Annotated in this window: 21 protein-coding genes and 1 pseudogene; 4 read left to right on the top strand and 18 right to left on the bottom strand. The window is 38.3% G+C overall.

Annotation, left to right across the window (positions count from 1 at the left end):
- The first annotated feature begins 19 nt into the window (after window positions 1-19).
- A pseudogene (locus RV04_RS06025) lies at window positions 20-961 on the top strand (AEC family transporter).
- A 38-nt stretch (window positions 962-999) separates the two neighbouring features.
- On the opposite strand, the gene glyS reads toward RV04_RS06025, so the two are convergent.
- From glyS to RV04_RS05965, 11 genes are all read right to left on the bottom strand, one after another.
- Window positions 1,000-3,078, bottom strand: a complete 2,079-nt coding sequence (glyS, locus tag RV04_RS06020; protein ID WP_071857568.1) for a glycine--tRNA ligase subunit beta — start codon at window positions 3,076-3,078, stop codon at window positions 1,000-1,002.
- Window position 3,079: 1 nt separating this feature from the next.
- Window positions 3,080-3,967, bottom strand: coding sequence for a glycine--tRNA ligase subunit alpha (glyQ, locus tag RV04_RS06015; RefSeq protein ID WP_071857567.1), 888 nt, complete (start codon window positions 3,965-3,967; stop codon window positions 3,080-3,082).
- 817 nt (window positions 3,968-4,784) lie between these two features.
- On the bottom strand, window positions 4,785-5,564 hold the full coding sequence (gene recO / locus RV04_RS06005) for a DNA repair protein RecO (protein WP_071857565.1): 780 nt from the start codon (window positions 5,562-5,564) through the stop codon (window positions 4,785-4,787).
- Between the two features lie 82 nt (window positions 5,565-5,646).
- Window positions 5,647-6,546: a GTPase Era gene (era, locus tag RV04_RS06000; RefSeq protein WP_071857564.1), complete on the bottom strand. Its 900-nt coding sequence runs from the start codon at window positions 6,544-6,546 to the stop codon at window positions 5,647-5,649.
- Window positions 6,547-6,641: 95 nt separating this feature from the next.
- On the bottom strand, window positions 6,642-7,037 hold the full coding sequence (locus tag RV04_RS05995) for a diacylglycerol kinase family protein (RefSeq protein ID WP_071857563.1): 396 nt from the start codon (window positions 7,035-7,037) through the stop codon (window positions 6,642-6,644).
- On the bottom strand, window positions 7,015-7,488 hold the full coding sequence (gene ybeY / locus RV04_RS05990; protein WP_071857562.1) for an rRNA maturation RNase YbeY: 474 nt from the start codon (window positions 7,486-7,488) through the stop codon (window positions 7,015-7,017). Before ybeY ends, RV04_RS05995 begins: the two co-directional genes overlap by 23 nt.
- Entirely contained in the window at window positions 7,488-9,692 is a 2,205-nt protein-coding gene (locus tag RV04_RS05985) for an HD family phosphohydrolase (protein ID WP_071857561.1), read from the bottom strand. Before RV04_RS05985 ends, ybeY begins: the two co-directional genes overlap by 1 nt.
- Before the next feature lie 14 nt (window positions 9,693-9,706).
- Window positions 9,707-10,627, bottom strand: coding sequence for a PhoH family protein (locus tag RV04_RS05980; protein WP_245791065.1), 921 nt, complete (start codon window positions 10,625-10,627; stop codon window positions 9,707-9,709).
- A gap of 257 nt (window positions 10,628-10,884) precedes the next feature.
- Entirely contained in the window at window positions 10,885-11,328 is a 444-nt protein-coding gene (locus RV04_RS05975; RefSeq protein WP_071857559.1) for a GatB/YqeY domain-containing protein, read from the bottom strand.
- Window positions 11,329-11,348: 20 nt separating this feature from the next.
- On the bottom strand, window positions 11,349-11,525 hold the full coding sequence (gene rpsU, locus RV04_RS05970) for a 30S ribosomal protein S21 (RefSeq protein ID WP_002356740.1): 177 nt from the start codon (window positions 11,523-11,525) through the stop codon (window positions 11,349-11,351).
- Window positions 11,526-11,663: 138 nt separating this feature from the next.
- Window positions 11,664-12,101 (bottom strand): Fur family transcriptional regulator, encoded by a 438-nt coding sequence (locus RV04_RS05965; protein WP_071857558.1) that lies wholly within the window; start codon window positions 12,099-12,101, stop codon window positions 11,664-11,666.
- Between the two features lie 83 nt (window positions 12,102-12,184).
- Here RV04_RS05965 and RV04_RS05960 point away from each other — a divergent pair, with 83 nt between their 5' ends.
- The gene (locus RV04_RS05960) at window positions 12,185-13,048 is read left to right on the top strand and encodes a pyruvate, water dikinase regulatory protein (RefSeq protein ID WP_071857557.1); all 864 of its coding nucleotides are present in this window, start codon (window positions 12,185-12,187) and stop codon (window positions 13,046-13,048) included.
- A 385-nt stretch (window positions 13,049-13,433) separates the two neighbouring features.
- Here the strand turns inward: RV04_RS05960 and thrB are convergent, their stop codons facing one another.
- From thrB to RV04_RS05925, 7 genes are all read right to left on the bottom strand, one after another.
- A complete protein-coding gene (thrB, locus tag RV04_RS05955; protein ID WP_071857556.1) occupies window positions 13,434-14,297 on the bottom strand; it encodes a homoserine kinase in 864 nt (287 codons plus the stop codon).
- Window positions 14,294-15,352, bottom strand: coding sequence for a threonine synthase (thrC, locus tag RV04_RS05950; protein ID WP_071857555.1), 1,059 nt, complete (start codon window positions 15,350-15,352; stop codon window positions 14,294-14,296). The genes thrB and thrC overlap by 4 nt, the downstream gene beginning before the upstream one ends.
- A 2-nt stretch (window positions 15,353-15,354) precedes the next feature.
- Entirely contained in the window at window positions 15,355-16,644 is a 1,290-nt protein-coding gene (locus tag RV04_RS05945; protein WP_071857554.1) for a homoserine dehydrogenase, read from the bottom strand.
- 123 nt (window positions 16,645-16,767) lie between these two features.
- Complete coding sequence (locus RV04_RS05940; RefSeq protein ID WP_071857553.1) at window positions 16,768-17,055, bottom strand: ArsR/SmtB family transcription factor; 288 nt, start codon at window positions 17,053-17,055, stop codon at window positions 16,768-16,770.
- Between the two features lie 13 nt (window positions 17,056-17,068).
- Complete coding sequence (locus tag RV04_RS05935; protein ID WP_071857552.1) at window positions 17,069-18,793, bottom strand: phospho-sugar mutase; 1,725 nt, start codon at window positions 18,791-18,793, stop codon at window positions 17,069-17,071.
- A 247-nt stretch (window positions 18,794-19,040) separates the two neighbouring features.
- Window positions 19,041-19,955 (bottom strand): thioredoxin-disulfide reductase, encoded by a 915-nt coding sequence (gene trxB / locus RV04_RS05930; RefSeq protein WP_071857551.1) that lies wholly within the window; start codon window positions 19,953-19,955, stop codon window positions 19,041-19,043.
- A gap of 199 nt (window positions 19,956-20,154) precedes the next feature.
- Entirely contained in the window at window positions 20,155-20,373 is a 219-nt protein-coding gene (locus RV04_RS05925) for a YneF family protein (protein WP_071857550.1), read from the bottom strand.
- Window positions 20,374-20,651: 278 nt separating this feature from the next.
- Between RV04_RS05925 and proB the strand changes: the two genes are divergently transcribed.
- Window positions 20,652-21,461 carry a glutamate 5-kinase gene (gene proB, locus RV04_RS05920; protein ID WP_071857549.1) on the top strand — a complete coding sequence of 270 codons (810 nt, stop codon included), beginning with the start codon at window positions 20,652-20,654 and terminating at the stop codon, window positions 21,459-21,461.
- On the top strand, window positions 21,454-22,704 hold the full coding sequence (locus RV04_RS05915) for a glutamate-5-semialdehyde dehydrogenase (protein WP_071857548.1): 1,251 nt from the start codon (window positions 21,454-21,456) through the stop codon (window positions 22,702-22,704). The genes proB and RV04_RS05915 overlap by 8 nt, the downstream gene beginning before the upstream one ends.
- Window positions 22,705-22,739: the final 35 nt, after the last annotated feature.

Raw genomic sequence — 22,739 nt, 5'->3', positions numbered from 1 at the left:
TTGAACACGAGGTGAAAAAATGACTGCAGCATATATCAATATTCTATTTATTTTTATTTTAATGTTTATCGGCTATTTTTTAACATACAAATAGTGGTTTTCCAATCAAATCGGTGATGCTTTTTCCAAGCTTGTTTTACAGATTGCCTTGCCTTGCAATATGTTTTTAACGATCACTAAAAATTTTTCGCGAGCTGAGTTTTTACAATTAGTCAGCGGGATGATCATTCCGCTACTGTCAATGTTATTGACTTTTGTGATCAGTTTTCTTTATCAACGGATCTTTCAGATTTCTCCCCATCGTCGAGGCACTTTTTCTACAATGTTTACTTGTTCAAATACGATTTTTATTGGCTTACCGATCAACTCAGCTATTTTTGGTGAACGTGCCGTTCCTTATGTGTTGCTTTATTATATCGTCAATACGACGATTTTTTGGACATTAGGTATTTATTTTATCGCTCGTGATAATCCTCAGATCGAACATGCGACTGTCAACTTCCATTTACTACCGATCATCAAAAAGGTATTTTCACCTGCTTTAATGGGCTTTTTATTAGGACTCTGTCTTGTTTTATTGAACCTTTCGATTCCCGAGTCATTTGCTACATTTTTAAGTTATCTTGCTAATTTGACTACACCGCTATCCATGTTCATCATTGGAATTATCGTCTATAATGTTGGTATCAAAAATTTAACACTTAACAAAGACATCCTCGGAGTATTGCTCGGTCGCTATCTGCTTTCTCCTTTAATCGTATGGCTTTTAGGCCAATGGATCACGGTCCCACCTTTGATGCTTTCCGTATTCATCATTCAATCTGCGATGCCTGTCCAAAACTCTGTTCCGATTTTGGCACGATCATATCAAGCAGATCAACCTTTTGCCGCTTCAGCTTTAGGCTATTCTGTCTTGCTTTACTTAGCCTACATTCCACTATTACTCAAATTGATTTTATAAAAAAAGCCTCCGAGTTTTTATAACTCGAAGGCCTTTTTTTATTTAGTCATGATTTTATCGATGCTAGCTAAAGCATTAGCCATGTGCGCGATAATCGCTAATTGGTTCAGACGATTATCACGGATTTTTTCATCTTCGACCATGATCATCGTATCATTGAAATAGCGTTCGATCACTGGACGTAAATTAGTCAATGTATGGTAATTTTCAGCCATACTTTGATTTGTAAATTCATCTTTGGCTTCTTTGACCGCTGCATACAATTCTTTCTCACTATCATTTTCAAAGAGTGCTGGATCTACTTGATAAGTAATTGTCGTTGGTTCCATTTTTTTAGTTAAATTAATGACCCGAGTCAGTGCTTCCATCGTTTCTTTAAAATTATCATCACTGACATGTTTTTCAAAAAGTTTAGCCGATTGGAAAATTTGGACCATATCATCTTGTTCTGATTCTACTACTGCGTCAATAATATCATGACGAACGTGATGCATTTGTAAACGTTGGCGTAAACGACCTTTGAAGAATTCAATAAATTCTTTTTGATCACGATTGAAATGGATCCCATAATTCAATTCATCTTCATTGATGGCATCAACTACGGCACCTTGAAGATCAGTGAACGGGAATGTCCAACCTTGAGCTTCAATGATCCGAACGATTCCGTATGTTTGACGACGCAATGCATAAGGATCATTTGAACCATTTGGAATCATGTCAACAGCAAAGAATCCTAGAACACTATCTAGTTTATCTGCGATAGCTAGGACGGCACCAATCGCTGTTTTGGGTAGTTCTCCTTCTGCAGAGATTGGTTGATAATGTTCTCTGATCGCCGTCGCAACTGCTGGTTTTTCACCTTTTAATAAGGCATATTTTTCACCCATGATTCCTTGTAATTCTGGGAATTCCCCAACCATGTTCGTCACTAGATCAAATTTATAGATCTCTGCTGCGCGTTTCAAATCAGTTAATTCTTCGTCACTTAGACCTACGCGTTTGCCGATGATTTGGCTGATCAAGCCTACCCGTTTCATTTTTTCATACATGCTGCCGATTTTTTCATGGAACGTCACATTTTTTAGTTTTTCTACTAAGTCTTCGATCGATGATTTCTTGTCTTCTTCATAGAAAAACTCACCATCTTCTAAACGTGCAGCCAATACCTTTTGGTTTCCTTTGACCACATTATCCAGTTTGACACTGTTCCCATTGCGAACAGAAATAAAGTGTGGTAATAACATTCCTGCTTGATTACGAACTTCAAAATAACGTTGATGTTCTTTCATTGAGGTTACCAATACTTCTTCTGGGATCGATAAGAAGCGTTCTTCAAAATCCCCGACAAAAGCCGTGGGGTATTCTACTAAGTTGGTGACTTCTTCTAATAATTTAGGATCCAAATCAATGACCCATTTATTTTTTTCAGCGATTGCTTCAATTTGTTCGCTGATCATTTGTTGACGTTTTTGTGCATCTGCAATCACGAATTGTTCGGTTAATTTCACATCATACTCATTTGGCTCGGCTACTTCCACTTGGTCACCTAAGAAACGATGACCTTCAGTCGTACGACCAGTTTGAACATCTAAGACATTAAAAGGAATCACTTCTTCATCCAGTAAAGCCACGATCCAATGGATTGGACGAATATATTCAAACATGGTTTCGCCCCAATGCATCATTGTTGGGAAAGTCATTCCTTTAACAACATCCTCAAGCCCGGTCAATACTTCTTTGCTTTCTTTACCATGAATATATTTCGTTACATAAACATATTCCACACCGTTTAATTCACGGAAAGTGATCGCATCTGTTGTTAAGCCTTGGCCACGAACAAATCCTTGGGCCGCTTTGCTCCAGTTACCTTCAGCGTCTAAAGCAATTTTCTTAGCTGGACCTTTTACTTCTTCTTGTACATCTTCTTGACGTTCTGGAATATTCGTTACCCGAATAGCTAATCGACGAGGAGTAGAAAAACTTTCGATCGATTCAAAAGTCAAACTGTTGTCAGTCAAAAATTTAGTTACTTTTTCTTCTAATTGTTTGCTGCTTGGCCAAACCACATGGGCGGGCATTTCTTCTAAGCCAATTTCTAATAATAGATTTTTCGCCATCTTATTTTCCCTCCTGATTCAATAATGGGAAGCCTAATTTTTCACGTTCTGCCACAAATATTTTTGCTACCGCACGAGCCATATTACGGATTCGAGCCAAATAACCAGCACGTTCTGTAACAGAGACAGCTCCACGAGCATCTAATAAATTGAATGTATGACTGCATTTTAAAATGTAATCGTACGCTGGATGGACTAAGTTTTCATCGATACAACGTTTCGCTTCAGTTTCAAATTTGTCGAAGTTTTCTAATAACATTTCTTGATTGCTTTCTTCAAATGAATATTTTGAATGTTCATATTCTGGTTGTTTGAAGATTTCACCATATTTAACACCGGCACTCCATTCTAAATCATAAACACTTTCAACTTCTTGGATATATGAAGCTAGACGTTCTAAGCCATAAGTGATTTCAGAAGTAACTGGATGACATTGTAAGCCACCTACTTGTTGGAAATAGGTAAATTGGGTAATTTCCATTCCATCCAACCAAACTTCCCAACCAACACCCGCACACCCCATTGAAGGATTTTCCCAGTTATCTTCAACAAAACGGATATCGTGTTCTAAAGGATCGATCCCCAGTAAACGCAAACTTTCTAAATACAATTCTTGAATATTCTTTGGTGAAGGTTTCATCACGACTTGAAATTGATGGTGTTGATACAAACGATTTGGATTTTCACCGTAACGACCATCTGCTGGACGACGAGAAGGTTCTACATACGCTGCACGCCATGGTTCAGGACCGATGGCACGTAAAAAAGTGTACGGACTCATTGTTCCTGCCCCTTTTTCTGTATCGTAAGCCTGCATCAGCATACAGCCATTATCTGACCAAAATTTTTGTAACGTCAAAATCATTTCTTGCACAGTTAATTTACTCATCTTGTTTCCTCCTATAAATTTTTTATGTACGTGATCTTTTTAGTTGTTTGAACGAATATATGAAACAAAAAAGTCCCTATGCCGAAAAATCGGCATAGGGACGTATTATCAACGCGGTTCCACCCTACTTCCAAGCAATTAATGCCTGGCAGCTTTATTTACGTGTGCTCACAAACGCCAATCCACATCTGTTTCCATGTTAGGCTCTCACTATCCCTAACTCGCTATGATTTCCACAAATTCTAAATTTGATCTTCGCACCTATTCAACTTGTTACTATAATAGCGACACCAGACCCCTTTTGTCAAATCATTCATCAAATAAAATAGACTCGTTGAAAAATTGAACCGATTGACTATTATTTTTTTGCTATACTAAACGTACTGTTTTAATTATCCACCATCCTAAATCAAAGAAAGGTGTCTCTGGAATGATTTCAAAAAAGAAACGTTGGTTGACTTATTATCTCATTCTTTTTTTCGGGTGCTTCATCATTCAGTGGCTCTTTAAATTATTTACTAATGGTTGGTCGAACAAAATATTTTTTGAGCTTATCAGTATGTTAGCTTTTCTAGCACTTACTTATTTACTTGAATTTAAATTTTTTATATCCATCTATCTACGCATCACTGTCTACATCCTTTTTTTGTTTATTGTTGGAGTGTTTGCTTCACTCGTTTTATATCAGAACCCTGTTTCCACCTTAGCAATTTTCGTTTATTTCTTTTTAGCTTTTGTCGGGGGCGTGCTTTGGAGCATTATTTTGCACTATTTAAAGAAAGAAACCTAAGCTTAAAAGTCTCGATAGACTTTAAGCTTAGGTTTCTTCTTTTGGTTTTAAAACATCTTGCCACTCACTCATTTGATCAATAAATTTTTTACTCTTCAAATGCAGACCGATATATTCATCATATAATTGATCCAATGTTTGGCGAATCGCCTTTTTTGTTTCTAATTTTAAATTGATCGTATTGATGGCATCATAGTTGATGCTATTAAACATGCGAATAAAATATACTGCTCGTGGATCTGCATGATAACGATGAGGATCCATTGACCAATGTTCTTGACATAATATCCCATTATATTTTGATGAATAATCAAAAGCACCTGTCGTCTTTTGGCATACGCCGCAACTCTGCCAATTCAACGCGACACCAAAGCGCTGCATGATCTGAACTTCAAAGATATTCATGATCGTTTCACCGTCTGCTCCGTCATTCATTCGTTGAAGTGCATCTTTTGTGAAGCCATACAACGCCGGATCATAGATATGGTCTTCGATGGCTGAATCCGCTAAACCTAAAATATAAGAGCCATAGGCATTTAAAAAGATATCTTCTTGCAATTTACGTAACGGCTTTATATCTTTGGCACTGTTCAAAAACGACAATCCATCCGTTTTTAAATTCCCAATAAAAACGGCTTCAGTAAATGGTTGAATTGCGGTTTGCAACGGATTATTCGCTCGATGAGCACCCTTTGCAAAAAACATGACTTTACCCGCGGATTCTGTAAATATCTTGATCAATTTGTCTTTTTCTTTATAGTCGCGGCTAAACAAAATCATTCCTCTTGTTTCACCGATTTGAGCCATGTTGTTTCACCTTCCTTAATTAAGAAAAAAGGGTGTGGCACTATGCCACATCCTTTGCTCCGATCAAATCATTTTTAGCGACTTAATAATCGTCTTTTCGATACCCATAATCTTGTAGATACGTTTGTTTATCGCGCCAATCTTTTTGAACTTTGACCCAAAGTTCTAAATAAACTTTATCTGCAAGTAATGTTTCAATATCTTTTCGGGCCTGGATACCAATATTTTTCAGCATCTTTCCACCTTTACCGATAATGATTCCTTTTTGACTAGTTCGTTCGACAATGATCGTTGCTTGAATATGAACTTTATCATTCTCATCCCGTTTCATCGAATCCGTAACGACGGCCACTGAATGGGGAACTTCATCTCTCGTCAAAGTCAAAACTTTTTCGCGAATCAATTCAGAGACAATAAAATATTCTGGATGATCGGTGATTTGATCATCTGGGAAATATTGGGGGCCTTCATCCATTTGATCGACCAATGTCTCTAATAAGTGTTCGACATTATTTCCTTCTGTTGCTGAGATAGGAATGATCTCTTTGAAATCCATGATCTTTCGGTAGTCGTCGATGATTGCTAATAAGTCATCCGGATGAACTGTATCGATTTTGTTGATGACTAAATAAACAGGGACTTCTTGCTTACTCAGACGTTCCAAAATAAAATCATCTCCGCGACCGCGTTTTTGATCGGCACTAATCATAAACATGATCGCATCAACTTCACGCAATGCACTATAAGCCATTTCTACCATATAATCACCTAAGCGATGTTTAGGTTTATGGATTCCTGGTGTATCAATAAAAATAATTTGAGCCTCTGGGATCGTATAGACTCCTTGGATTTTGTTTCTAGTTGTTTGAGCTTTATCACTCATGATCGCAATTTTTTGACCAACGATACGATTTAATAGGGTTGATTTTCCTACATTCGGACGCCCGACGATGGCCACAAAGCCAGATTTATGTTCTGTCATAAATAAATTCCTTTCGTTTAAGAAAGGCTTTACGATTTAAGCACGTACGCTCTCGTAAAGCCTAATACTACAAGTTCAAATGTTACAAATAAAAGTTAAAGAAACAGTTTGATGATTTTGGGTAGAAAAATGATTGCCCCTACAATGGCTGAAAAAAGCGAAGTGACTAGCACTGCTCCAGCAGCCATATCTTTGATTTTTTTTCCGATTGGATGAAAGTGAAAATCCGTGACCATATCCACAACATTTTCAAAAATAGTATTGATGATTTCCACTATCCAAACAAGAAAAACCGCTAAAAAAATCCATAATAATTCTAAGACAGATACTCGAAGTAGGAAAGCGACCAGAATCGCCATCAACCCAAACACAACATGCGCACGCATGTTTCGTTCTTCCTGAAAAACCGTTCGAATACCTTGCAATGCAAATTCTAAAGAAGTGATAAAATGCTTATTTTTCTCCGTTTTATCTTTTAAGTCCATAGGCATCTAATATCTCTTTCTGCAGACCAAACATCTCTTTCTCATCTTCAGGCGTCATATGATCATAACCATTGATATGCAAGAATCCATGAACCGCAAGAAAACCTAATTCGCGATCAAAGCTATGGCCATAATCTTTCGCTTGTTCTTCTGCACGTTCAATTGAGATCATGATGTCCCCAAGGTTGCGAGGAATTGGATTTTCTTCATCCATAATGATCGGTACTTCGCCTTCGCCTTCTTCTTCTAAGGCAAAGCTGATCACATCTGTTGGCGCATCTTTTCCACGATAATCGCGATTGATCACTTGGATCGCTGCATTATCCATAAAAGTAACCGACATTTCTGTATCCTTTGGTAATCCTAAATGATCCGCCGCAAATTGTAAAATACTATCGATTTCTTGAATTTTCCCCTCAGAGACTTGCTCTGTTTCATCAATAAAAGTTATATCCATTATGCTTCTCCTTTATTCTCTTGCTCTTCTTTCATCTTCTCAGCTTCTGATTTCATTCTAGGATATTTGATCCTTGAATGGAAAGTAGAACTCAATCCGCTGATCAATGATTTTTCGATGATTCGGATCTCTTTTAAGGTTAAACCCGACTCATCTAATTGGCCATCACTGATTCGTTCTTCAATCAAGTTATGCACAAACTCTTTAATTTTATCGATTGACGGATGATCCATTGCTCGAACAGCTGCTTCACAACTATCAGCAATGTTGACCACGCCCGCTTCGCGTGTCTGCGGCTTAGGACCCGGATAACGAAATTCCGCCTCGGTTATCTCTGGATTTCGTTCCTTCGCTTTGAAATAGAAGAATTTCATTAATGTCGTCCCATGATGTTGATAACAAATATCGATCACCATTTGAGGCATTTTGTATTCTTGTAAAATTTTAGCGCCTTCGATCACATGACCAAAAATAATTTGCTTACTATCTTCTGGTAACAAGAAATTATGAGGATTTTCTGCTCCAGTCGGCAAGTTTTCGACGAAAAAGTTTGCATGACGAATCTTTCCGATATCATGATAGTAACATGCTACTCGTGTTAATAGAGACCTCCCGCCAATTTCAGCAACTGCATTGGCACTGAGGTTAGCCACCATCATTGAATGATGGTATGTTCCCGGTGCTTCCTCTAATAATTGTTTCAACAACGGATGGTTCGGGTTACTTAATTCATTTAAAGTGATTACTCCACTATCAGTTACTAGTAATTCGATATAAGGCTGCAGTCCCATCCCCATAATAAAAGATAAAATACTAGCTGCAACCGTTGCTAACAAGGCACTCCATGTTTTTCCATCAGCGAAAGATAAGCCTTGATAAACACTTAAAACAATGGACCAAACAATCGGAAACGCAACGATCCATAGAAGTGCTTGTTTCAGTTGATCTGATAAGCGCTGTTGTTTGACCATGATGGCTAAGATCCCAGAAAAAATATATGTCATCAAAATAATGGACAACATATTTGTTCCAACTGCACTATAGTAAATCAACAACGCAAAGGCTCCTTGAAAAACGGCGGATAGAGCTCCCGCTCTTCGATTGACAAAAACGGTCAAAACCAATGGCATGAAGGCTGCTGGGAAAAATAAGGCCAAATTATTAGAATTACTATTTTGAAGTACTTGCAAGATCTTCATGATAGAGATACCAACAATCATCGTAGCACTATAAAACAAGACAAAACGAACACGTTGAAACTCAACCTCAAACTGACGGCTATAAAACCATAATACAACACTTTGCAATAGGACAGCTAATACCATTGCAATTAATGGAAAGACTGATGTACTCGAACTAGTAAGTCCTAGCAGCTTCAATTTATTGATCGCATTTGCATCGATTTGACTACCTTCACGAACGATTACTTCACCTTGATAGATCATCACCGGTTGGACTGAATCACTCGCTTGTTCTTTTAATTCATCAGTGCGTTTTTGATTCAACGTGTCATTGATTACAATCCCTAAATCAATCAAATAACGCATGACTTGATTTGACTCATCAGATAACGATAGTGACTGAATGCTCTCCGTAGCTTGTTGCTTATAACCGGAAAGATCACTTTGACGAATTCTTTTAGCCATTTGTTCATCAATCAGTTTCAAACTTTCTGTCTCAACTTTTTCTAGATCCGTTGTATTTAATTGTACAACTGCTTGATAGAACTCTTCTGGAAACTGTTGATAAAAAGTTACTGTATCTTGGTCCAAGCCTTCAAACTTCTTTTTTAATGCTGCTACTCGCTCATCCGTCGTCGGCTGGGGAATTTTTTCCCCATCTTTAGCTTGAGAGACTTTCGTTTGATAATTTTTATCCAGCTCGCTGTTTGATTTCTCGATTAATGCAATCAATTGACTGATACGATCATGTTGCGTTTGTGCTAAATCAGATTGATACGTATACTCTGGTGTCACTGCTTCTTCTGCTAGTTGACGTTTTTGTTCTGTTTCAGCTTTATTTTCGATGGTTTTATTGGCACGGATACTTTCCGTAGCCACTTGGCCTTCTTTATAGTCGACACTTTTTTGGATGACACTCGTCACCATGATCAGCATCAAAATAAGCGAAAAGATTCCCAAAATGATTGGAATAAACTTTGAACCTAACTTTTTCAGCAGGTTGTTGATTGGTCGATTTAACATCCCATTCCTCCTGACTAGTTCTCGTTGTTCTTCAAGTTTTCATGCTCATACGCTTCAATAATCTCTGCGACAACTGGATGACGAACGACATCTCCAGCTTCAAAACTTACAAAACGGATTTTTTTGATTCCTCGTAATGTTCGTTCTGCATGGATCAAGCCACTAAGCTGACCTTTAGGTAAGTCGACTTGTGACGTATCACCATTCACGATCATCTTAGAATTGAAGCCTAAGCGCGTTAAAAACATCTTCATCTGTGAAATCGTCGTATTTTGAGCTTCATCCAAAATAACAAAGGCATCATCTAATGTACGTCCTCGCATATACGCAAGTGGCGCGATTTCAATCACTCCGCGTTCAAGTAAACGATTGGTGTGCTCCATCCCAAAAATTTGATGTAAAGCATCATACATTGGACGAAGATAAGGATCCACTTTTTCTTTTAAATCACCTGGTAAAAAGCCCAAACTTTCTCCAGCTTCTACCGCTGGACGTGTCAAAATAATTCGCTGGACTTCTCCTTTTTTCAAAGCTGCGATTGCCATAACGATCGCTAAATAAGTTTTACCAGTTCCCGCAGGTCCAACACCAAAAACAACATCGGATTTTCGAATCGCTGCAATATAACGACTTTGCCCAATGTTTTTAGGCCGAATAGGTTTACCATTGCGGTCTTTTAGCAATTCTTCTTCATACATCATCACAAATTCATCTAAATGATTGTCACGCCCTAAACGTAGTGCCGTCATTACATCGGGTGTGGCTACTTTAATCCCGCGATCAATTAAAATTTGTAGCGCGCGAATAATTTCCGTTACCAATTTAACTTCTTCTTTAGGTCCGATAATTTGAATAGTCTCACCACGCGTATTGATCGTTGTTTCGGTATTGTCTTCTAAAAATTTTACATGTTTATCATGGGTTCCCAAAAGCATACTGATGTCGTCTTTACCGTCAAGCTTTATTTCTAACGACTCAAAATCGTTGTTATTCAACAAGCGTTCTCCCCTTCGTTTCATCATTCCTACCTATAATACCACACTCTAAATAAAAGAAAAATTGTCTAAACTTTTGCTAAAAAAATCATCCATCCTTTAGTTATTTAAGTATGAGATTCTTCCAAGTTTCAGGCCATTAGTCTATTTAAACGAGAAAAAAGCCGAGAGAAAATTCTCTCGACTCATGATTGCTGCTATTGCAGAAGCTCTTTAACGATTGCATTGACTTGATTGCCATCGGCTTTACCTTTGACTTTCGGCATCACTGCACCCATCACTTTACCAAATTCCTTTGGTGAAGTCGCTCCTGTTTTTGTAATTGCTTCTTGAACAATTGCACGAATCTCAGCTTCTGAAAGTTGAGCGGGCAAATATTTTTCGACAATTACGATTTCCTTTTTGACTTTATCAGCCAAATCGGTGCGATCAGCTTTTTCAAACTCAGTCAAAGAATCGCGACGCTGTTTCATCTCACGAGATAAAACGGTCAATTCTTCTTCATCATCTAATTCCTGACCTTTTTTGATCTGCTCATTTTGAATCGAAGCTTTAAGCATCCGGATCACTTGCAAAGACTCTTTATCCTTTGCTCGCATCGCTTGCTTCATGTCTTCATTCAAGGTAGTAAGTAGTGACATCGAATCACTCCAATCACAGACTAGAATTTCTTACGTTTTCTAGCTGCTTCTGATTTTTTCTTACGTTTCACACTTGGTTTTTCATAAAATTCACGTTTGCGAGATTCTTGTAGAGTCCCTGCTTTTGAAACGGAACGTTTGAAGCGACGAAGAGCATCGTCAAGAGATTCATTTTTACGAACCACTGTTTTTGACATATAAATTCCCTCCCTCCGGGCTTGAAATGTAACCGTTTTTGTTTTTGGAATATAATTTCAAAAAACAAGACCGTCCATAAGTCATTATATCTAATGGGCTATTTTGAGTCAAGGTGCCCGATGATTTTAATTTTTAATTTATTCATTAAGTTTTTGACAATTTTCGCAACGTCCATAGAGTTCAAAACGATGGCCTTCAATCTCGCATCCACTCAACTGTTCTTCAAAGAAGTTCATTGGACACATATAGATCTCTTTAGTTTTGCCACAAACCGTACAAATAAAATGGTGGTGATGCTCAAAATTTCCGCTACAACTAAAGCGGAACTTCATTTCTCCTTGCAATTCAGTGTCTTCAATCAAGCCAATCTCACAAAATTCTCGTAAATTACGATAAACTGTATCATAGCTTAAACCCGGAAATTGTTCATTCAAGTAATCATAAACTTCACGAGCAGATACATACCGGTTACGTTTGATCAAATAGTCTAATAGCGTCTCACGCTTTTTTGTATATTTAAACCCATTTTCTTTTACCTTTACTAAGGCTTTTTCTAATAACGTCATCTGTTCCATAATATCCCTCATCTCAAGTGTAATGATTCCGAACAACCTGTATGGTATAATAGATCATTATCGATTGCAAGGGGGATTCCTTTATGGACAGTGAAAAACAAAATGACTTAGTCACTATTTTTATCATCTCCGATTCTGCTGGAGAAACTGCTTCTAAATTAGCACAAGCTTCGATGGCGCAATATCCAACCGTTGAGTTTTGTTTATTTCGACGAACTTTTATCCACAGTGAAGAATTACTCATGAAAGCATTGAACGATGCAAAAGCCGAAAATGGCATGATCATCTATACATTGATCGATCCAAAGCTTTCAAAAATCGCGCAAGAATTTTGTGCCCACGAAGATTTATTTACGATGGATCTATTAAATCCTGTCGTCAATGAAATCGGAAAACGCGCACAGATAGAACCTTCTGGCGAACGCGGTGCCTTGCACCATTTAAATGATAATTACTTCAAACGAATCAAAGCGATGGAATTTGCTGTAAAATACGATGATGGAAAAGATCCCCGTGGTTTTTTAGAAGCAGATGTCGTTTTACTAGGTGTTTCGCGGACATCAAAAACACCATTAAGTTTATATCTAGCCAATAAAAACCTAAAAGTAGCCAATCTACCCTTGATTCCTCAAGCACATATTCCAAAACAATTATTTGAAATCGATCCGAAAAAAATTGTTGGTCTGACCAATGATCCTGAAGTTTTAATCGGTATTCGTAAAGAACGCATGCGTGCTTACGGTCTGAATCCTGAAACAGCCTATTCAGATCGGGAAAAAATTCAAGCGGAATTAAAATTTGCTCATGATCTTTACCATAAGTTGGGGTGTGAGATCATCAATGTAGCAACACTTTCAATCGAAGAAACAGCTGCGATGATCATGAATGCCTTAGACCTTGACGATCATAGCTATTACTTTATGGAAGAAGAAGATCCAGAAAGCTGAGCTTACTATGCTCTCAGCTTTCTCTTTTTTTTTGCCTTTCGGGAATTTCTGACAATGATACGGGGTAGCATTCAACCAATTACGGTAAAACAAATGCGCATGTACTCGCCGATAATGATTGATTTTCCACCTTCGTATTCTAATGTGTCCGTCCCATACGCAAATGTTCTCGTATAATAATATCGTGTTCATCTTCTGATATTAAAATTACCGTCTACCCCTGATTTTTATAACGGATTTTATTAGATTTATCGGACTTGTGATTCATTTAATAATGACTAATCAAAAAATCCAGCCTTTCTATTATGAAAGGCTGGGTTTTTCAGTGGTACACCTTGGCTCAATGCACTTTTTATACATATTCGCTTGGCGGATTGCTACGTATTTAAAATATTTGAATGCCTTCTTTTTCGATTGAAAGGACTTCAATCGTGGCTTTTACATCGATGCCTTTCAAGGCATGTACTAGCTTTTTAGTTTTTTCTGGTGCCGATAATACTAAAACGGTTGGGCCTGCACCACTTAAAAAGCTTCCATACCCTCCATAAACTTTACAGATTTTACGGATCTCAACCAGATGAGGAACCAAACGTAAGCGATATTTCTCATGTAAAATATCACGTTCCATCATTTTTCCGGCTAATGGAAGATTACCATTTAAGATTGCTGCAATCATAACATTTCCGATTGAGCTAGCCTTAACGGCATCACGATAGCTCATTTCTATTGGCAAAGCGGCACGACTGTTAGCAGTCAATAACTCATGGTTTGGAATGTAAGCAATCACATCACACTCAGGGAAATAATGTTTTACAAAGTTGACTTCACCTTCGTTGTAACTTGCAACTACAAAATCCCCACAAATAGCTGGTGCAACATTATCTGGATGTCCTTCGATTTTTGTTGCATAAGCAACTTTACGCTCAGTCGTCATCCCCAAATTTCCTAAGCGATTGGCTAATTCAATTCCCGCCACTACAACTGATGAACTACTACCTAAGCCACGGGCAATCGGAATATCCGAAGTCATCGTCAGATGATGTGGTTTTAAATGTGGCGCTAATCCTAACGCAATTTTGATCAACAAATTAGTTTGATCTGAAGGAATCGCATCTCCTAAATGATGATCAATCTGCCATTGATTGGTTTCACGACCGATCTCAATCGTTAAATATTGTGACAAAGCGATTCCACAAGAATCAAAACCTGGACCTAAATTGGCACTCGTTGCGGGGACCCTGATTTTCATAACGCCGCCACTCCTTCACGCAGATGTCTCCGCATGTCCTCAAGATCACTCATTTTATTGATTTTAATCGTTGTTTGATTGATCGCAGTGTCAGGATCTTTCAATCCGTTACCGGTAAAAACAGTAACAACTGTCTCTCCAGGTTTGATTCGACCGTTTTTAACGTGTTGGATCACGCCTGCTAAAGAGGCCGCTGAGCCAGGTTCGACAAAGATTCCTTCTTGTGAGGCGACTTTTCGATAAGCATTTAAAATCTCTTCATCTGTAACTGAATCGATATACCCTTTTGATTCATCCCGAGCATTTTCTGCGAGTATCCAACTAGCTGGATTGCCAATCCGGATTGCCGTTGCTACTGTTTCTGGATGATCAATAGGTTTTCCTTGAACAATTGCTGCAGCCCCTTCTGCTTCAAAACCATGCATCCGTGGCAAGTCAGTCCCTTTTTTTGTTCGCCATTCTTTGAAACCTTTCCAGTATGCCGAAATATTTCCAGCATTCCCCACCGGAATCGCCAAAACATCCGGTGCTTTTTCTAATTGTTCACAAATTTCAAAAGCCGCGGTTTTCTGTCCTTCTAAACGATAAGGATTTACTGAGTTTACTAAGGCAACGGACTCCGTTTCAGCAATATCACGGACAGCTTTCAAAGCCTCGTCAAAATTTCCAGGAATCGAAATGATGTCTGCCCCATAAGCAATCGCTTGAGCTAATTTTCCTAACGCAATTTTTCCATCAGGAATCACTACATACGCTTTGATCCCCGCGCGCGTCGCATAAGCAGCTGCTGCAGCACTTGTATTTCCCGTCGATGCACAAATGATTGCTTTAGCTCCTTCTTCTACTGCTTTAGCCACTGCCATAACCATTCCACGATCTTTGAAAGAACCAGTTGGATTCAAGCCTTCATATTTTCCGTATAATTCAATCCCTAATTCTTTTGATAGCTTCTTCAATGGAATCAATGGAGTATTTCCTTCAGCTAATGCTAGTTGAGGTGTATTTTCAGTAATCGGTAAATAGTCTTGATATTTTTTCAATAATCCTTCATACATAATTATTCCCCCATAACTTTCATTGATGACAACAAAGTGAATCCTTTTTCTTCACTAATTGTTTTTTCGATCGTTCCAATATTTGTTGCCGACGTTTCGTGGGTCACTAAAACGACTCGTGCATTTTGGCTTTGACTTTTTTCTTGTACTATTTGTTCGAATCCTACTTGTAATCGTGTCAAAATCTGAGTTAACTTTAAAAATTGACCTGATTCATCTGGCATTTCTAATGACAAAAAATATTTACTCATAATTTTATCTGCCGGAATCAACTTAGTCGGTTGAGTATATGCAGTAAAACAATGCCCAATTGTATTAAGCTGGATCTTATTCACGATCGTCATTAAATCGGCTACGATACTTGTTGCTGTGGGTCGAGCACCTGCTCCTGGTCCACAGTACATCGATTCGCCAATTCCCGAACTTTTTATAAAGACGGCGTTCATTTCCTTGTGAATCGCTGCCAATGGATGTGCACTAGGAACTAAAACAGGGCTTACTTCTACAGCAATACCTTCTGTTCTTTTGATCGTTGAACCAATCAATTTTACTGTATAGCCTAATTGTTCTGCCGTCACAACATCTGCTACTGACAATCCGCGAATCCCTTTGATCGATACTTGATCCATTGTAACAGTCATTCCAAAAGCAAACTTGCTTAGGATGATCATCTTATAAGCAGCATCGATACCATCTACATCATTGGTCGGATCACTTTCTGCAAAACCTAAGCATTGTGCTTCTACTAAGGTTTCTTCATAAGTTTGATGTTCTTGTACCATTTTAGTTAACATATAATTAGTCGTTCCATTAACAATCCCGAGAACCTCAGTGATCTCATCTGCGACTAAACTATTCGCAATCGTCCGTAAAATCGGAATTCCACCAGCGACACTGGCTTCATAATAAAGATTGCAATGTCGTTCTTGAGCTAAGGCAGCCAACTCACTACCATGTTGGGCAATCAAATCTTTATTAGCAGTCACAACATGTTTCCCGGCTAAAAGAGCTTGTTTGATATAACTTTTAGCTGGTTCGATTCGTCCAATAATTTCCACGACTATCGCAATTTCTGGATCATTCAAAATCGATTCTAATTCAGTCACTAATTCTACATGGTATTTTTCTGCTAACCTTTTTTTGTTTTCATCGGGACGAACCAAAGCTTTGGTTACGGTTAGCGGCCCACCGATACTGTTTCTAATTTTTTCTTGATGATCTGATAGAATTTCTAAAACACCAGTCCCTACAACGCCTAAACCGAGTAAGCCTACCTTGACCGCTTTTTCCATAATCCGCCTCCAATTAAATTGCATTATCATTAAATTTATCATTTATTTTTAATGTTAGCTCTCAGTATAACAAAAAAAGGCTAAAAAAAAAGAGCTTTTCCGAAAAAATCGGAAAAGCATTTTTTATTGATGTAAAACATGACGAAAAGTTTGTTCTAGCACATCCAAAACATGTTGATCATCAAGACTATAAAGCATCGCCTTGCCATCTCGACGGGCCTTCACTAATCGATTGTCACGTAATAATTTTAATTGATGTGAAACAGCGGACTGTTCCATCATTAATGTTTCACTGATCGAAGAAACATTTCGTTCCCCTTCTTTTAAAAACATCAAAATTTTTAATCGTGTTGGATCACCCAAAATTTTAAAAAATTGACTGACCGCTTGAAATTCCTCGTGTTCCTTCATTTATAGCCCTCATTTACTCAGTGAGTTTACGAATAGCGGCTTCATAAGCGGCAATTTTTTCAGTTGCTGCTTCATGTGAGTCACCTTTTACCCCTATATAAAACTTGATTTTTGGTTCGGTCCCTGAAGGGCGAATTGCTAACCATGTTTCATCAGCCAATGTATATTTCAATACATCTGAAGCCGGCATATCGATCGCTGTTTCATTTCCTTTGGCATCGATCGTTTTGGCTGCTTGGAAGTCTTCCGTCATGACCACATCAACATCAGCAAAGGATGTCGGTGCCTCTTTACGTAAGTTGCCCATGATCGTTTTGATTTCTTCCGCACCTTTTTCGCCACTTAATGTCACTGAAATTGTTTTTTCAGCGTAGTAGCCATACTCTTCAAAAATTTCTTGTAACCCATCATAAAGTGTTTTTCCTTGCTTCTTATAATAAGCAGCCACTTCTGCTAATAAGACTAATGCTTGGATTGCATCTTTATCACGAACGAAAGATTTGATCAAATAACCATAGCTTTCTTCAAAGCCAAACATGAATGTTTGTGAATGATCATCTTCATATTGTTGAATTTTTTCAGCAATAAATTTGAAACCAGTCAACACATTGACCATCTTCACTTGATACGCATCAGCAATCGTGGTCGCTAGTTCGCTAGAAACGATCGATTTTAGTACAACCGCATTTTCTGGTAATGTCCCGGCTTGCTTATGAGCTTCTAAAATATAACGAATCATAATCGCACCAATTTGATTTCCCGTCAAGACCTCATAGCGTCCATCTGGTAAACGAACGGCCGCACCTAGACGGTCAGCATCAGGATCGGTTGCGATCAATAGATCGGCGTCTTCTTTTTCACCTAATTTAATTGCATATTCAAAAGCTGAATGTTCTTCTGGATTTGGTGATTTAACAGTTGAAAAGTCCGGGTCAGCGATTGCTTGTTCTGGCACCAAGACAAATTTTTCAAAGCCTGCTTGCTTTAATGCTTTCTCACCTAACATTTTGCCTGTTCCGTGTAATGGTGTATAAACTAATTTAAGTTCTTTCCCCATTTCATCGATCAACTCTTGATTGATTGTCACCGATTTGATTTCTTTCAAATATTCTTGGTCAACTTCTTCACCAATAATATTGATTAATCCACTGTGTTTCACTTCTTCATCTGATAATACTTCTACTTCTAGAGGGTTTTCTACCTCACGAACAAATTTAGTCAATGCATCTGCATCTTCCGGTGGCATTTGTCCGCCGTCTTCACCATAGACTTTGTAGCCATTGTATTCAGCTGGGTTATGAGAAGCCGTGATCATAATACCTGTGAAGGCATTTTCATAACGAACCGCAAACGATAGTTCAGGAGTTGGTCGTAGACTTTCGAATACAAATGACGGAATATCATGTTTTGCTAATGTTTTTGCTGCTTCCATCGCAAATTCTGGTGACATATGGCGTGAATCATACGCAATCGCTACGCCACGACGTTTTGTCTCAGGAGCTTGTGTATCCATGAAACGAGCCAATCCTTCTGTCGCTTGACGAATAGTGAAAATATTCATTCGGTTGACACCGGGGCCTAAGATTCCACGCATCCCTGCCGTTCCAAATTCAAGTTGTTTATAAAACGCATCTTTCTTTAATTCTGGGTCGCTGTCTAAATCTTGTAATTCTTTACGCATTTTTTCATCTAATTTATCTGAGTCAATCCATTGTTCATAAACTTGTTCCCAAGACATGAAACACACCTCTTTCAAAATATTCTTACCTGTAAATTATACCATTACTGTTATATTCAGCAAAGAAAACATCTACAAATTCGATATTTTAAATTATTCAGCCGCTATTTTTACCTAAGCGCTCTCAATTTTTAGCGATAAAAAATGAGTAGGCTAAAATTCGCTTACTCAAAAAGATAAATTTGATTCCGCTGATTAAAAAAACTAGTATAAAAGTGACAAATGCTTTTATACTAGCTTCATAAATTTAATTTTGTTCTTCGATATATTTATATACTTGTTGGCCTGCGATGCCGCCTTCACCAACTGCTGTCGTGATTTGGCGTAGATCTTTTTCACGAGCATCACCGATCGCAAAAACGCCTGGAATTTTAGTTTTCATTTCGTTATCCGTTTCGATCCAGCCAGCTTCGTTTGTGATGCCACTGTTTTTGAAAGGTTCCGTTAATGGTTCTAACCCAACATAGATAAAGGCACCATCAGCAGGTTCAGTGTGCACTTCATCGGTTTTTACATTACGGATTTTCGCACCAGTCACGACCATTTCATTGCCGACGATTTCTTCGACTACGCTGTCCCAGATAAATGAAATTTTTTCATTCGCAAAAGCCCGATCTTGAATGATTTTTTGAGCCCGTAATTCGTCACGACGGTGAACAATCACTACTTCAGAAGCAAATCGAGTTAAATAAATCGCTTCTTCAACTGCTGAATCGCCTCCGCCAACAACGATCAAGCGTTTATTACGGAAAAAGGCACCATCACAGACCGCACAATAAGAAACGCCGCGGCCAGCAAAAGATTCTTCACCAGGAACACCTAGTTTACGGTGAACACATCCGGTTGCAATAATGATCGTTTTTGCTTGATACGTTTTATCTTCCGTGATCACTTCTTTATAATCCCCGTGATCTTTTATGTCTTGAACGATTCCATAGGCATTCTCAGTCCCAAATTTTGTTACACCATCATACATTTTCATCGCTAATTCTGGACCCATGATTGATTCGAATCCTGGATAGTTTTCGACTTCAGCCGTATTATTCATTTGGCCGCCAGGAGCACCTCGTTCAATTAAAAGGACTTTTAAATTCGAGCGTGAAGCATATAAGGCTGCGGTCATCCCTGCAGGACCCGCGCCGATAATTATTACATCATACATTTAGTCATTCCTCCGTTCCGCTTTACTTTACAACCAAGGATTTGTTCTGTCGACAAATCTGCTTACTAATTGTCAGTTGTTGATTTTCTGCTTATTTAATAAGAAAACAATTTGTTTAAGTGAAAAATACTTACTTATCATGATTTTTCACGATAAAAAAGAAGGGCAATCATCTAACTGATAATTGTCCTCTTGAGAATTATTTCTGGTTTTTCATTTGTTGCATCATTTGACGAACTTTTTTCTCAGAAGGTTTTTGCCCCATCGACATCATCATTTGACGTAGCATATCCTCGTTGATTGGAGGATTCTTTTTGAAATAGTCTTGCATATATTTGCGCGCTAAGAAGAAACCACCAACAGCACCTAATAATACAGCGATAACTGCGATTAATACTACGATTCCAGTTGATACCATTTTCACCGCTCCTTTCCTGACACATTCTTATACAGTTTACTAAAAGATAACATAAAAGAAAAGTGCTTTTGAGAAACTTCAAGACTAGTTTAATGTTTTAATTTTTACTTATTTCCAATACAATTATTCTCTATATCTTTCTGAACTCATCCAATAAATCAGCATTATAATGAAACAACTTCAAATTATTTTAAATAATTGATGAAATTAAGATTAAAATATGCTAAAATGCTAAACAATATCTTCCTCACTGGTGGCTAAGTGAAGAGGTGTGAGAAATGAGAGATTTTTTAAGATCCGTCAATCGGATCGTGGTGAAAATCGGGACTAGTTCCTTGATCCACCCAAATGGGAAAATAAATTTTTCCGGTATTGATCAACTTGCCTTTGTGTTGACGGACTTGTCCAATCAAGGCAAAGAAATTATTTTAGTCTCTTCTGGCGCAATCGGTGTTGGGATGGACAAATTAAGAATTACTGAGCGTCCCGAACAAATCCCAGCGCAACAAGCTGTGGCAGCAGTCGGACAATCAGAATTAATGAATATCTATAATCAGCGTTTTTCACTATATAATCAACAAACCGCTCAACTTTTATTGACCCGTGACATCGTGGAATTCCCAAAGAGTCGTAAAAATGTGATCAATACATTTGAACAGCTATTAAAAATGGGCGTCCTTCCTATTGTTAACGAAAACGATACGGTAGCTGTAGATGAGATGGACCACACGACTAAGTTTGGTGACAATGACGAATTGTCCGCAATCGTAGCACAACTTTTAGCTGCCGATCTTTTGATCATGCTGACTGATATTGATGGTTTTTATTCTGCGAATCCCAATAAAAATAAAAATGCGGTGCTTTACTCTACCATTACTACCATCGACCAAACATTGATGAAGCAAGCCGGTGGCAAAGGTAGTCGTTTCGGTACAGGTGGAATGGCTAGTAAACTAAAAGCTGCTCAACGAATTTTAGATGCAAAAGGTGCCATGGTGCTTGCCAATGGCAAACCTCCAAGAATTATATTTGATATTTTGACTGGTGCCGAAGTTGGAACATTGTTTAAGGAGGAGGAGCATGGATAAATTGATGCAAACATTAGGTAAAAAAGCTCAACATGCAGCTCAACAATTGTCTCGATTAGAAACGAAACAAAAAAATGATTATCTAATAGCCTTAGCATTCGAATTAACGAACCAGACCACTACAATTTTATCTGCGAACCAAAAAGATATTGCACAGGCAAAAAATTATGGGATCCCAGATCCGATGATTGACCGTTTACGTTTATCAGCTGATCGAATCTGGGAAATGGCTGAAAGCATTCGACAAGTGGCGTCCTTACCTGATCCAATCGGTGTTGTTGAAAAAATGTGGCGATCAGAAGACCAATTGATGATTGGCCAGCAGCGAGTGCCTTTGGGAGTGATCGGAATCATTTTTGAATCACGACCGAATGTCACAACGGATGCAGCTAGTCTTTGTTTTAAAGCTGGAAATGCTGTCGTTTTACGCGGTGGTAAAGAAGCTTTTTACTCAAATCAAGCACTGGTACATGTGATGCAAGCAACTTTGGCCAAATGCGAACTCGATCCAGCAATGATCCAATTCGTGAGTGATACCTCTCATGAAATTGCTACCGAAATGATGCGTTCCTCTGATTACTTAGATGTTTTGATTCCTCGTGGTGGCGCTAAACTGATTCAACGAGTGAAAAATACAGCAACGGTTCCCATCATCGAAACTGGTACCGGAAATAATCATGTTTACGTTGATGGTGTTGCTGATTTAACCATGGCAGTCAATATCACTGTTAACGCCAAAGCTCAACGTCCTTCGGTCTGTAATTCTATCGAAACAGTCTTAGTTCATGAAGCCATTGCACCAACTTTCTTACCACTTTTAGAACAAACACTCGTTTCTAAAGTAGAACTCCGAGGGGATGCAAAAGCACTGGGGTTTCTGAACCATGGTGTCTTAGCTACAGAAGCAGACTGGTCGACTGAATTTTTAGATTATATTTTAGCGATCAAAGTCGTCAGTTCGATCGATGAGGCAATCCAACATATCAATCACTACAATTCTAAACATTCTGAATCGATCATCACAGATAGTTATTTCAACGGGCAAAAATTTTTGAATGAGGTGGATGCGGCGGCAGTTTATATCAACGCCTCTACCCGCTTTACCGACGGTTTCAAATTTGGTTTTGGTGCAGAAATTGGAATTTCAACTCAAAAATTGCACGCTCGCGGTCCGATGGGGTTGGAACAACTGACTACTAGCAAATACATTATTTATGGAGCTGGTCAAATCCGTGAATCATAAAAAAACAGCACATATCCTTTCGGATATGTGCTGTT

It is taken from the genome of Enterococcus hermanniensis, from assembly GCF_001885945.1.
GTDB classification, from domain to species: domain Bacteria; phylum Bacillota; class Bacilli; order Lactobacillales; family Enterococcaceae; genus Enterococcus_A; species Enterococcus_A hermanniensis.
This window is presented reverse-complemented; position numbering and strand designations above follow the sequence as displayed.